Annotated in this window: 10 protein-coding genes; 7 read left to right on the forward strand and 3 right to left on the reverse strand. The window is 47.6% G+C overall.

Annotated elements, in window-relative coordinates:
• Positions 1 to 26: 26 nt before the first annotated feature.
• The 4 genes from DEU30_RS13085 to DEU30_RS13100 all read left to right on the forward strand — a co-directional run bounded on the left by DEU30_RS13085 (position 27) and on the right by DEU30_RS13100 (position 4,409).
• Positions 27 to 1,259: a Zn-dependent hydrolase gene (locus DEU30_RS13085; protein ID WP_011235797.1), complete on the forward strand. Its 1,233-nt coding sequence runs from the start codon at positions 27 to 29 to the stop codon at positions 1,257 to 1,259.
• Between the two features lie 66 nt (positions 1,260 to 1,325).
• Positions 1,326 to 2,756, forward strand: a complete 1,431-nt coding sequence (gene ccoG, locus DEU30_RS13090) for a cytochrome c oxidase accessory protein CcoG (protein ID WP_011235796.1) — start codon at positions 1,326 to 1,328, stop codon at positions 2,754 to 2,756.
• Positions 2,749 to 3,753 (forward strand): serine/threonine protein kinase, encoded by a 1,005-nt coding sequence (locus tag DEU30_RS13095; RefSeq protein WP_011235795.1) that lies wholly within the window; start codon positions 2,749 to 2,751, stop codon positions 3,751 to 3,753. Before ccoG ends, DEU30_RS13095 begins: the two co-directional genes overlap by 8 nt.
• A gap of 38 nt (positions 3,754 to 3,791) precedes the next feature.
• Complete coding sequence (locus DEU30_RS13100) at positions 3,792 to 4,409, forward strand: thiol:disulfide interchange protein DsbA/DsbL (protein WP_034819514.1); 618 nt, start codon at positions 3,792 to 3,794, stop codon at positions 4,407 to 4,409.
• A 1-nt stretch (position 4,410) separates the two neighbouring features.
• Here DEU30_RS13100 and DEU30_RS13105 read toward each other — a convergent pair whose 3' ends face one another.
• Complete coding sequence (locus DEU30_RS13105) at positions 4,411 to 5,646, reverse strand: mechanosensitive ion channel family protein (protein WP_034819516.1); 1,236 nt, start codon at positions 5,644 to 5,646, stop codon at positions 4,411 to 4,413.
• Positions 5,647 to 5,658: 12 nt separating this feature from the next.
• Positions 5,659 to 6,570 (reverse strand): acyltransferase, encoded by a 912-nt coding sequence (locus tag DEU30_RS13110; protein WP_011235792.1) that lies wholly within the window; start codon positions 6,568 to 6,570, stop codon positions 5,659 to 5,661.
• A 118-nt stretch (positions 6,571 to 6,688) separates the two neighbouring features.
• Between DEU30_RS13110 and DEU30_RS13115 the strand changes: the two genes are divergently transcribed.
• Genes DEU30_RS13115 through DEU30_RS13125 form a run of 3 tightly spaced genes read left to right on the forward strand, consistent with a single transcriptional unit; the run spans position 6,689 to position 11,794 of the window.
• Positions 6,689 to 7,288: a SulA-like SOS-response cell division inhibitor gene (locus DEU30_RS13115; RefSeq protein WP_034819517.1), complete on the forward strand. Its 600-nt coding sequence runs from the start codon at positions 6,689 to 6,691 to the stop codon at positions 7,286 to 7,288.
• On the forward strand, positions 7,288 to 8,691 hold the full coding sequence (locus DEU30_RS13120; RefSeq protein ID WP_034819519.1) for a DNA polymerase Y family protein: 1,404 nt from the start codon (positions 7,288 to 7,290) through the stop codon (positions 8,689 to 8,691). Before DEU30_RS13115 ends, DEU30_RS13120 begins: the two co-directional genes overlap by 1 nt.
• The gene (locus DEU30_RS13125; RefSeq protein ID WP_034819521.1) at positions 8,675 to 11,794 is read left to right on the forward strand and encodes an error-prone DNA polymerase; all 3,120 of its coding nucleotides are present in this window, start codon (positions 8,675 to 8,677) and stop codon (positions 11,792 to 11,794) included. The genes DEU30_RS13120 and DEU30_RS13125 overlap by 17 nt, the downstream gene beginning before the upstream one ends.
• Before the next feature lie 12 nt (positions 11,795 to 11,806).
• Here the strand turns inward: DEU30_RS13125 and DEU30_RS13130 are convergent, their stop codons facing one another.
• On the reverse strand, positions 11,807 to 12,355 hold the full coding sequence (locus DEU30_RS13130) for a gamma carbonic anhydrase family protein (RefSeq protein WP_034819523.1): 549 nt from the start codon (positions 12,353 to 12,355) through the stop codon (positions 11,807 to 11,809).
• Between the last annotated feature and the right edge of the window lie 190 nt (positions 12,356 to 12,545).

Raw genomic sequence — 12,545 nt, forward strand, 5'->3', positions numbered from 1 at the left:
TAATAATAAAAGCAAAGGAGGTGACTATGCTGAGTATTAATGCTGACCGCTTAAAAAAATCCGTGCTGGAGCTATCCAAAATTGGTTATAACGAGACCGATCATGGTATGTACCGTTGGGGTTTTACCGATGCCGATATGGAAGCCCGCCGCTGGATGATGGAGCAAGCTAAAGCCGAAGGTTTCAAGACCTTTATGGATGGTGCCGGTAATGTGTTTTTTGGTATTGGCGACTACAGCAAAAAACCAGCTATTCTTACCGGTTCACATCTAGATACTGTTCCCGCCGGGGGGATTTTCGATGGCGCACTCGGAGTGTTAGCGGGCTTCGAAGTTTTGCGCTCGATCAAAGAAAATGACGTGAAATTAGCGCATCCTGTATGGGTTGTTGGTACTGCCGAAGAGGAAGGCCGATTTGGCGGCATGATGGGTTCTCAGGCTATTGCAGGTGTGCTGAATCCGGACTGGCTTATGTCGGCTCACGATGCTGATAATGTGTACTTAAAGGACGCAATGGCCGCCCATGGCATGGACGTTATGGATGCACTGGACGCTGCCTGGCCTCCGGAGCGGCTAAAAGCCTTTTACGAACTGCACATTGAACAAGGACCGGTGCTGTTTCAGAAAGAGATAACCATTGGCGCAGTGGAAGGCATTTCCGGGGTGTTTAAATGGATAGTTCACTTAAAAGGTAAAGCCGATCACGCTGGTACTGCTCCTATGAATATGCGCAGTGACGCTTTTATGGGGCTGGCAGATTTTGCTCACGAAATTGAGCGCATTATTGCTGAAGACGGTACCGATAAAACGCGTATTACCGTGGGCAAAGTGGACTTGAAGCCCGGGAGTCCGCACACCGTGCCGGGTGAAGCGGTGTTTACTATTGTTGGTCGCGACATGAGTAACGATGTAATGAAAGAGCTGGCAGACTCCTGTAACAAGGCGTTATCAGCAATAGCGCGTAAGCACCGTTTGAAGTTTGAATACGAGCAAGTGAGTTGGCTGAACCCTCAGGCCTGTTCAGAAAAGCTGACAAAACAAATAGAAGAGAAAGCTAAAGCTCGAAATTATTCGTGTCTTAAAATGCCCAGTGGCGCAGGACACGATGCTCAATTTTTTACAGAGATTACGGAGTCCGGGCTAATATTTATCCCGTCTGTAAATGGGGTCAGTCACGCACCCGATGAGTGGTCGCACTGGCATGACGTGGAAGCTGGTTGTAACATACTTTTAGATTGCATCATTAATTCAGCCCAGTGAGCTGCGCAAACAGTTAAGATCCGTTATACTGTGCGCACCTCGCCGTGACACTATGTGGTATTGCTCATGGAACAAAAAATAACGGTTCAGTCCGCCGATAAAGTCAAAATTCAACGTCCAGACGGACAGAAACACAACGATAACTACTCCCCCCGCAGCCGAATTTACGTGCGTGATACCAAAGGTGCCATGGAGTATTTTAGACGTGGGTTTGGTTTTCTATTGCTGGCTGTCTTTGCTCTCATTCCCTGGCTGACTTATCAGGGCGAACAAGCAGTTCTGCTCGATATTATGGATCAGCGCTTCCGTATTTATGGCTTAACTTTGTGGCCGCAGGACTTCACTGTAGTTGCCTGGTTTGCGATTGTGGCCGCCGTTGCGTTATTTTTTGTGACAACCGTTTTTGGTCGGGTCTGGTGTGGGTTTATGTGCCCGCAAACCACCTGGACCTTTATTTTCATGTGGTTTGAGAAAAAGTTCGAAGGGCCGCGCAATAAGCGTATAAAACTGGATGAACGCAAAATGGACTTTGACAAGTTCTGGCGCAAAACCGGTAAACAGACCGGCTGGATCCTGGTGTCTCTATTAACCGCAATGATCTTTGTGGGTTACTTTACTGACATACGCGAACTTTTCCTGAACTTCTTTACCCTGGACGCCGGTTTCTGGGCAACCTTCAGTGTTCTTTTTTTCGCATTCTGTACTTATGGTAACGCCGGTTATATGCGGGAAATTATGTGTACGCACATGTGTCCTTATGCGCGTTTCCAGTCGGCTATGTTCGATAAAGACACTTACACCGTGTCTTATGATGCTGAAAGGGGCGAGCCCCGAGGCCCACGCTCGCGTAAAGCCGACCCCGCTGAAAAAGGCTTAGGTCACTGTATTGACTGCTATATGTGTGTGCAGGTCTGCCCTACCGGCATCGATATCCGAAACGGTCTGCAATACGAGTGCATCGACTGTGGCGCCTGTATTGATGCCTGTAATGACGTTATGGATAAAATGAATTATCCAAAAGGACTTATCCGCTTTACCACTGAACGTAACTTAGCCGCCAAAAACAAAAAAGAGAAAACCAATCCGTGGCGGATGAAGAGTATCGGCTACTTTATTATGGTTCTCGTAGTTAGTACCGTACTGGTTTGGGACGTCGCGACCCGTGTGCCTCTGGAGGTTGATGTATTACGTGACCGTAACCAGCTGTTCCGAGAAAATATAGAAGGACAAATTGAAAACGTCTTTACCTTAAAGCTGGTCAATAAGTCGCAACAGGACATGACTTACCGCGTGGAAGTTAAAGGTTTTGATGAGTTCGAGTTAATTGGCGATTCTACGAAACAGGTTTCTGCGGGTGAAGTCGGAACCTTGCCGGTAACCGTAGCGGTTCCACCATCATTATTAGAAGGTCAGGTCACAGAGTTTTACTTCGTGGTCACAGCGGTTGATAATGCGGATATAACTAATACGCATCAGAGCCGCTTTTTATATGAATGATTTTACAGAGAACGCGTCGGACTTTGCTTTTCAGGGACTGACGCCGGATCTGGTTGTTAATGCCTTAGAAAGTGTCGGTTTGTATCCCGCATCGGGCTTGCTGGCACTTAATAGCTACGAAAACCGGGTTTATCAGTTTGCTGACGACGATCGCAAACGTTACGTGGCAAAATTCTATCGCCCGCAGCGCTGGCGCACAGAGCAAATTAACGAAGAACTGGAGTTTGTTGAGGAACTGGCGCAAGCCGAGGTTCCGGCGGTTTCGGCTCTGGAGCTTCAGGGAAAGCGTCTGCACGAGTTTGAAGGCTATCGTTTTTGTGTGTATACAAGCATTGGCGGCAGAGCCTTTGAGCCGAATGACCTGGACGAACTTGAGCGACTGGGCCGTCAAATAGGCCGTATGCATGCGGTGGCTCAGGCAGGCAAGTTTAAAGTCCGGGAAACCATTGACTATGAAGGTTTTGTGGAACAGTCCGTGGTCGAGCTACACCAGTCCGCTTTATTACCCGCTGAATTAAAAGACGCCTTTTTTGCCATTCTTGATCCCTTAAGTGAGCGCTTACGTTCTACACCTTTGCAGGACTTCGAGTATCAGCGTCTGCATGGCGACTGCCATATTGGTAATATTCTGCAGTATGAAGAGCAACTGACTTTTGTCGATTTTGATGATTGTCGCTCCGGCCCTGCAGTTCAGGACTTATGGATGATGCTGAACGGATCGCATCAGGAGCAAACATTACAGATGGATGCCCTGCTGACTGGCTACGAAGATTTCTGCGAATTCGATACGGCGCAATTGATATTAATTGAACCTTTGCGCAGTTTCAGAATCATTCAATATATGGCATGGTTATCACGCCGGTGGCAAGATAGTGCCTTTCAGCGAGCGTTTCCCTGGTTTGCAGAAAGCCGATATTGGGAGCAGCAGATTCTGGCACTGAAAGAACAATTGGCGGGGCTGGATGAAGCGCCGCTGAACCTTGGTTTTAATGGCTAATTTGAATAGATAGTTTTAACAGATAACAGGAAATGATAATGAAAAAGTGGTTAATGGGTTTTGCCGGGGCATTAATGGTCGCAGCGGGTTTTGCTCAGGCTCAGAATTTTGAAGAAGGTGTCCACTACGAAGTGGTGGCCGATGAAGCGACCAGCAAGCCGGAAATTGCAGAGTTTTTCTCATTTTACTGCGTGCACTGCTACCGCTTTGAACCTATTGCAAAAGAACTGAAATCTGAATACCCGGATGCTTTCAAGAAGGCTCATGTGTCGTTCATTAGTCCTCGCGGTAACGTGGGCGAGACCATGACTCAGGCTTTTGTCGTTGCGCAAAAACTGAATAAGGAAGAAGAGATTGCCGCGGCTATTTTTGATTACAACTTTAATAAAAATAGCATGCTGACCAGCAAGCAGGACATTCGTAATGTGTTTATTGTTAACGGTGTTTCCGGTGATGAGTTTGATAAAGCTATGGCGAGCTTCACTGTGCGCGCTGCGGCGTCTAAAATGGATCGCCGGGCAAGCAACTTAGGGGTTAACGCAACGCCAACTTTTATCGTTAACGGTAAATACAAAATGCTGCCACAGGGTTTCCGTGACAGCGATAATTTTCAGGAAGACTTTTCTGATTTAGCCGGTTATCTGTTAGAAAAGTAACTCAGGACTCCGGTTTATAGTCACAATAAGCGCCTTCTTTGTTTTCAGAGAAGGCGTGGTTGTTATTCAAGTACTGATAATTCTTCAGTCCAAAGTCTGGCATCACACTGTATAAATACTCGATAATTGAGCTTTGTACCGCTTCGTATTTCATCCAGTCCGTTTGTTTACAAAACGCATAAATTTCCAGCGGTAACCCTGCTGCTGTAGGCTGCATAAGGCGAGCCATAATAGTCAGATCTTCTCTTACCTGTTTGTGGTTCCTTAGATAATTGTCAGTAAATACCCGGAATACAGTTAAGTTACTTACCGGTTTGTCGAGTTCATTGGCATTTAGCCAGTCGTCAGCGGACTGATTAAAATGCTTTTTAGCAAGTTCTTCTAACTGTTCGTTCGACAGAATTTTAGAGCTGTCCAAATCAATCATTAGTGAACGTCTCATGCGCCGCCCACCTGTATTGATCATTCCCTGCCAGTTTTTAAACGACTCGTGTATTAATACATAAGTGGGCAAGTAAACAATGGTTTTATCCCAGTTCTCAACTTGCACGGAAATTAGGCCGACTTCCTGAACCGTACCATCAACCCCGTGATCAGTCAGTTCAATCCAGTCACCAATAGCAACCATACGGTTGGTCGCCAATTGCACTCCGGCGACAAAGCCCATTAGGGTATCCCTGAAAACCACCATAAGAATGGCGGTCATGGCGCCGAAGCCGCTGAGTAAATACATGGGGGACTTGTTCATAATAATGGCGATGGTAATAATAATGGCCATTAGTACCAATACGAGCTTTATAACCTGTATGACCCCGGTAATGGGGACTTCACGTGCTTTATAAGAGTAATCATAAGCAATGGATACTACGTTAGCTAAAGCCGTGAGGATGCTGGTAATAACCCAGGTAAGATAAACACCAACAACGGTACGTAGCGGGGACTGCCAGCTTTCAAAGTCATCGATAAACAGGATCGGTATGAAACTGTGTATCAGGATAACCGGGGCTAAGTTAGCGCAGCGCTTAAAAAGGCCGCTGTTAACCAATGACTTATACCAACGCTCAGGCGCTCTTTTTAGTAAGTGCTCTATGGCATGGTCGATAAGCCAACGCGCTATGGCATAGGTAATATAGCAACCAATAAGAACCATTAATGAACTGATAGCCAGGCTCAGTTCCTGTAAATTGCTTTCAATACCGAATTTCTGTAGCCACTCTTTTACAAACTCGAAGTCCATTATAAAACTCCCTTAGCGGGTGCTGTGAATTTGCTTACGCATTTCGTCAATGGTTTGATCTTTTTCCTGCCAGCGCTGATTCAACCATTGTTGAAAATGGGCTCTGAAGACTTCGTCACTGGCGTAATCGCCGATTAAGTCAGCGGTAATGGGCCGTGTCTTTATATCAACATAGACGTTTTTCAATTGTCCGCTTAATAAATGCCAGACTACCGGGCGTTTATCGGTTCCCGGATAGACAATGGTAATATCCAGAATGGCCTCAAACTGACCTCCCATAATTTGCAAAGAGAAAGCCGTACCGCCGGCCTTAGGTGGCAGCAGGTTGCGAAAGGGGCTCTGTTTCTTTTCGTGTTTTTCCGGGGTAAAGCGCGTGCCTTCACAGAAATTCACCACAGTTGTAGGAATGTGGCGGAATTTGGCGCAGGAGCGTGTTGTTGTTGCAATGTCTTTGCCTTTTAAGTGTGGTTTTTTCTCCAGCAACTCTTTTGAGTAGCGTTTCATAAAAGGCATATCCAGTACCCAGCAGCCCCAGCCAATAATGGGTATCCACATAAGTTGTGACTTTAAAAAGAAGCGGGGCATAGGCATGTGGCGACGAGTCAAATGCATTAATACCAGCACATCGACCCAGCTACGGTGGTTAGCCATAACCATGTACCAGCCTTTTTCGTGGATATCGAGGTCACCTTCAATGTGCCATTCCATGCGTTGAGTCAGCTGGAACATCATTGACATACAGTACGCCCAGACTCTGAATAGAGCATTCCCCAGAAAAGAACAAATGCGCTGAGGCGTTTTAAAAGGCAGTAACACTTTAAAAATACCAATACTAATAATCGAAACACCAATAATAGCGGTGGTGATTAATCCCCATGAAAAGTTAATAACGACTCTGAAGGGAATGAGTATTGATGTCAGCATGCTGCCCTATCCTAATTAGAAACAATGAGATAAATAATAACTGAAGCCAGTAATGATGTCTGTTGGTAACGAGTAAAAATTAATGATACTGTATATATGTACAGTATTCGGAGGTTTTATGCAGACAAAGCTTCAGACTCTTATTCAGCAAGGGCTTGTTTGGCATGGTCAGGTTACCGACAATCAGACAGCAACCTTAAGCTCCGGTTTTTCGTCGTTAGATACGGCGCTGGGCGGTGGCTGGCAATACCCGGGGTTGCATGAATGGCAGTTGCCAACTCCTTTTTCGGAGCAGGCACTATTGTTGCCATTAATACAGCGTGCGGTGCAACAAAAGCAGTCAGTTTTCTGGGTAAACCCTCCGGCCTGGTTGTCGGCTGCTGGCTTACATCATTATGGACTTAATGAGTCTATGCAGGTGGTTGTTCAGACCAGTGCAGAGAAAGCTGCCTGGGCGTTTGAGCAGATATTGCAGACAAAAAATGCGCTGGCTTTAGGCTGGTTTGCACAAAAAGAGACGACAGCTCAATCTGTTCGGCGTTGGTATAAAGCTGCCCAAACCGGGCAGATGGGCGTGGTCTTGAGCGAACCCGCTTTAAATGAAGAGGCGCGGGCTTATTCTAACCGTGTACGGTTAAAGCTTGGTGAATCGGGTGTCACGCTCGACATACTAAAACGTAAAGTGGGTTGGCCGCTGGAAGGCGTTGTTCTGAACTAATGTGGCTATATTGTCATTTTCCCCAACTACTACTGGATAATCGGGTGCGCTTACAGCCTGACAGCAACACCCTGCCGCTGGCACTTTACCAGTTACAGGGTAACCAGTCGGTTATAGTGCAGTGCAACACCTTGGCGCGGGAGGCTGGGGTCAAAACCTCTATCCAGACGGTTATGGCAATATCGCTTTGTGAGCAACTGCAACTCGTTGAATATATTCCGGAGCGTGAGCAGCAGGTGTTGCAGCAATTAGCCACCCGACTTTACCAGTGGGCAGCTAAGTTAGTTTTGTATCCATCCAAAGGTCTGGCAATTGAGTTGAGTAGTCTGGCGCAGTTGTATGGCGGGATGGATGCGGTATTTAACACGTTATCCCGAGAGGTTGATGCGCTGCCAATTAAGGCTCAGCTGGCAGTCGCGGATAACCCTTTAGCCGCTCAATTATTAGCAGAATATGACTGCCCGGTTTCGTTAAACCCCAAAGAGTCTGCACAGCTGCTGGCTCAGCTACCTATTGGTGCTGCCGGTTTAGGAACAAAAACACAGAAGCATTGTAAAGCCGCTGGTTTTCGTCAGCTGGGAGAGCTCATACAGTTATCGGGAGATGAAGTCGGCCGGCAGTTGGGCCTGGAAACACAGTTATATCTGGAGCGAATTCAGGGTCGCCAGCAGCAAAGTTATAATTTTTTCACTCCACCGGAAAGTTTCCGGCAAAGCCTGGATCTGGTCACTGAAATTCCTCACTGGCAAGGGTTGTTGTTTCCGCTAAAAAGACTGTTCGGTGAGCTGGAAGATTTTCTCTATCAGCGGCAAAAAGTAACCCAGCAGGTTAGTATTGAACTGCATCACCGATATGAACCTCCTTCTGTTGTTCCCGTCGCTTTAGCTGAACCCGGCTGGCGGGGGCAGAGTTTTTTGTCGTTACTGCAGTTAAAAATGGAATCTATACCCTTGCCAGAAGCGGTTATAGAAATTACGTTGGTAGCTAACGAGCTATTGCAGTCTGAACAGCACAACAGTCACTTTTTTGGTGTGCAGCAACACCGGCATGAAACACTGCAGCTTATTGGCCGGTTACAGGCTAAGCTTGGCAACAATGCCGTGTTCTCGCCAGCCATGAATGACGACCCTCGCCCCGGTAATAACGAATTTCGACGCCCGGCAGGGGAAAAGCCTCAAATTTTATCTGCGGCGCCTAAGCGGCCTCTTTGGCTATTACAGCCTCCGCAGCCAACTTCAATTGATTTATGGCAACTACGTCACGGGCCGGAACGCAAAGTCTGTGGTTGGTGGGACGCTGGTGACATAGCGCGCGACTACTGGATTGCCCGGGACAAGTTTCAGCGTGTGGGTTGGCTCTATTTTGAGTCCGGACAATGGTATTTGCATGGTTGGTTCAGCTGATATGTTCAAAGGTTCCGGTGGAAAACCTTTTGCTGAGCTACACAGTTTAAGCCATTACAGTTTTTTGCGCTCAGCCGCTTCGCCGGAGGAACTGGTGAGGCACGCAGATGATCTGGGTTATGCCGCCATAGCAATAACTGACGAATGCTCTTTGGCCGGTATTGTAAAAGCCTATCAGGAGTCAAAAGAGCAGGGTATTAAACTGATTGTGGGTAGTGAATTCAGGGTGACCGAAGTGGGTACGCTGGTTGTGCTGGCGCCAACCCGGGAAGCCTATGCGGAGCTTTGTAAAAAAATTACACTGTTCCGTAGTCGCAGTGAAAAAGGCCATTATCAGGCCAACATCGATGATTTTTTCGACGGGTTCTCTCAGTGTCTTTTATTGTGGCAGCCAGACTTTTCTCAGGCCCAGCTTCTGGCCATTGGTGAAAAGTTGAAATCGGTATGGCAGCAGCGCTTTTGGCTATTATACGAGCGGCATTACCAGGCTGACGATGAAAGGGCTTTTCAGGCTATGGTTGAGCTACAACAGGCCGTTAAAGTGAAAGTCACCTGCGCTGGTGGCGTTCGCATGGCAACCATTGAACAACAGCCGCTGTATGACATTCTGAACGCGATTCAACATGGTGGCTCTTTAGCGCATCAGCCGGGGTTAGCCAGTAACAACGCGGAGCATCATCTGCGAAGCCTGAGTGAGTTGCAACAGTGCTACCCGCAAAAGTGGCTAGCCGAAACACTGGTTATTGCTCAGCAGTGTCAGTTTTGTCTGTCCGAACTTCGTTACGAATACCCCGTCGAACTGGTTCCTGAAGGTATGAGTGCCTCCGGCTATTTAAAGCAGTTAACTGAACAAGGCGCTCGCTGGCGTTATCCGCAAGGTGTGCCCGAGTCGATAAAAGCGCTTTATTTAAAAGAGCTAAGCCTGATAAAAGAGCAAAGCTACGAGCCTTTCTTTTTAACCATTCATGACTTAGTTCGTTTTGCCCGTGAGCAGGGAATCTTATTTCAAGGGCGTGGTTCGGCAGCAAACTCGGTGGTTTGTTATTGTCTGGGCATTACCGCGGTTAACCCGGCGCAAATTCAGGTGTTGTTTGAACGTTTTATTTCTAAGGAACGGAACGAACCTCCCGATATCGATGTGGACTTTGAGCACGAGCGCCGCGAAGAAGTCATTCAGTATATTTACCGCAAGTACGGTCGGCAGCGCGCAGCGTTGGCTGCAACGGTTATTACCTACCGTTTTAAAAGTGCTTTTCGTGATGTTGGCAAAGCTCTGGGCTTTAGTGAGCAGCAACTGCAGTATTTCCGTCGCAACTTAGACCGACGCGACAAAGAGCAAAGCTGGCAGCAACAGCTGGTGCAACAGCACCCCGAAGTCACAAATTCGGTAAGGGGGCAGCACCTTTTACAGTTCACTGAGCAATTGATGGGTACTCCCCGGCATTTGTCGCAGCATGTCGGCGGTTTTGTTATCGCTGCTGATGACTTGTCACGGCTGGTTCCGGTAGAAAATGCCTCGATGACGGACCGTACGGTTATTCAGTGGGACAAGACGGATCTCGAAAGCCTGGGCTTATTAAAAGTAGACGTGCTGGCGCTGGGCATGCTGACGGCATTACGAAAAATGCTGACGCTTATTAATTCGCGCTATGACCAGCAACTGACCATGGCAACCATTCCGCAGGAAGACAGCCGAGTTTATCAGCAGCTGCAAACCGCCGATTCTATGGGGATTTTTCAGATAGAGTCGCGGGCGCAAATGAATATGTTGCCGCGATTAAAGCCCAAAACTTTTTATGATCTGGTCATTCAAATTGCGATAGTGCGGCCCGGCCCCATACAAGGCGACATGGTGCATCCCTTTTTACGTCGCCGCGCAGGTCTGGAAGAGGTTGATTACCCTAGCGATGAAGTAAAGTCGGTATTAGAAAGAACGCTGGGCGTACCTATTTTTCAAGAGCAGGTAATTAAGCTGGCTATGGTCGCGGCTGGCTTTAGCGGTGGCGAAGCGGATCAGCTTCGTCGGGCAATGGCTTCGTGGGGGCAAAATGGGCATTTAACCCGCTTTGAAGACAAGCTTATTAACGGCATGCTGGAGCGAGGTTATAAGCAGGAGTTTGCAGAACGGTTGTTCCGGCAAATTTGTGGCTTTGGACAATATGGTTTTCCTGAGTCTCATTCTGCCAGTTTTGCTAATTTAGCTTATGTGTCGTCCTGGTTTAAGACCTACCACCCGGCTGCTTTTTATGTCGGTTTACTGAACAGTTTGCCTATGGGTTTTTATTCGGTATCGCAGTTGGTACAGGACGCACAACGCCACGGCGTAGCGTTTTTGGCTGCGGATATTAACGCCAGCGACTGGAACTATTGCTGGTTGCCTAAAGAAGATACGAACTCTGATGAGACTGTCCGCATGGGCTTAAGGCAAATTCAAGGCCTATCCGAAAGCAGAATAAAACATACGTTGATGCAAAGGCCGGAGGACGGTTTCACCAGCATGCATGAATTGCGAAAAAGCGGATTGCGGGACTCCGATATCAACGCCCTCGCCCGCGCCGACGCATTAAAGAGCATTGCTGGACACCGGCATCAGGCACATTGGCAAAGCTTGTCTATGAGTGATCAGCAAATGCCGTTGTTTGAGAATGTTAAGGATCGCCCTGCCCGCCAACTGCCTGCGCCTGATGAGCCGGACAATATAAAAGCGGATTATGAGTCGACCGGATTGACCTTAGGCCGCCACCCATTAGCTTTGCTGAGAAATAACCCTGAGTTAAAAAACTGTGTTATGGCCCGCGACCTAATGACCTGCCGCTCAGGACAAGTGCTGACTCTGGCCGGCTTAGTCACCTGCCGTCAAAGGCCTGGCACCCGTAGCGGCGTCACTTTTTTAACTTTGGAAGATGAAAGCGGAAACAGCAATGTGGTGGTCTGGGCGAATACCGCCCGCCAATTTCGACAATGCTTCCTGACCAGCAACCTACTTTGGGTAAAAGGCATTGTCGAAATTCACGACGGTGTGGTGCATGTTATTGCAGGCCGGTTAAAAGACTTATCCGGCCTGTTAAGTTTCTCTCGACTGGAAAGCCGTCGTTTCCACTAAGCTTCCATTAACTTAAGAAACTGGACTCACCTGTAAAAGGTAGTCGTCTTTTAAATCGACGTAGTTTTGTGCCGATTGGCTTAAAAAGTTCGTCTCACCACTATTAAGGCGTCTTTTCTTTTCAACTGGGCTGCCGACATATAAGTAGCCACTTTCTAAGCGTTTGCCCGGAGGAACCAGACTACCGGCTCCAATAATGACATCATCCTCTATTACGACATCATCCATTATAACGGCTGACATGCCTACTAATATGCGGTTACCCAGTTTGCAACCATGCAGCATGCAATGGTGCCCTACGGTAACTTCGTCCCCAATAACTAAGGGATGCCCATCAGGGTTGGCTTTGGATTTACGCGTAACATGAAGAACGGTTCCATCCTGAATGTTGCTGCGCTTGCCAATAGTAATACGGTTAACATCGCCTCTCGCTGCGACCATAGGCCATACGCTGCTGTCATCGCCTATTGTAATATTACCGACAATGACCGAACTGGGGTCCAGGTAAACGCGTTCACCGATAACTGGTTCATATTCACAGTAACTACGGATATCTGCCATAAGTGTGCTCCTGAGTTAAAAGCTGTTACAACCTTTATAGCAGATAGAGGTAAATAGGTCATGTCTGGCCTAAGTTTGGCGAGAAAAGCAGCGTGTTGCTGAAACTTTACGCAGTCAGTAAAAAAACAGTTAGAAAGGTGCTAAAAGCGCTTGACGGGACGAGTTAAATCTCTAAAATGCGCTCCACGTT

It is taken from the genome of Idiomarina sp. 017G (assembly GCF_004362265.1).
GTDB lineage: Bacteria > Pseudomonadota > Gammaproteobacteria > Enterobacterales > Alteromonadaceae > Idiomarina > Idiomarina loihiensis.

Bases quoted from the DNA above. Each gene is read 5' to 3' on its own strand.
- DEU30_RS13110 (WP_011235792.1), bottom strand. From the start codon at position 6,570: ATGCTGACATCAATACTCATTCCCTTCAGAGTCGTTATTAACTTTTCA.
- DEU30_RS13100 (WP_034819514.1), top strand. From the start codon at position 3,792: ATGAAAAAGTGGTTAATGGGTTTTGCCGGGGCATTAATGGTCGCAGCG.
- DEU30_RS13120 (WP_034819519.1), top strand. From the start codon at position 7,288: ATGTGGCTATATTGTCATTTTCCCCAACTACTACTGGATAATCGGGTG.
- ccoG (WP_011235796.1), top strand. From the start codon at position 1,326: ATGGAACAAAAAATAACGGTTCAGTCCGCCGATAAAGTCAAAATTCAA.
- DEU30_RS13125 (WP_034819521.1), top strand. From the start codon at position 8,675: ATGGTTGGTTCAGCTGATATGTTCAAAGGTTCCGGTGGAAAACCTTTT.
- DEU30_RS13115 (WP_034819517.1), top strand. From the start codon at position 6,689: ATGCAGACAAAGCTTCAGACTCTTATTCAGCAAGGGCTTGTTTGGCAT.
- DEU30_RS13085 (WP_011235797.1), top strand. From the start codon at position 27: ATGCTGAGTATTAATGCTGACCGCTTAAAAAAATCCGTGCTGGAGCTA.
- DEU30_RS13105 (WP_034819516.1), bottom strand. From the start codon at position 5,646: ATGGACTTCGAGTTTGTAAAAGAGTGGCTACAGAAATTCGGTATTGAA.
- DEU30_RS13130 (WP_034819523.1), bottom strand. From the start codon at position 12,355: ATGGCAGATATCCGTAGTTACTGTGAATATGAACCAGTTATCGGTGAA.
- DEU30_RS13095 (WP_011235795.1), top strand. From the start codon at position 2,749: ATGAATGATTTTACAGAGAACGCGTCGGACTTTGCTTTTCAGGGACTG.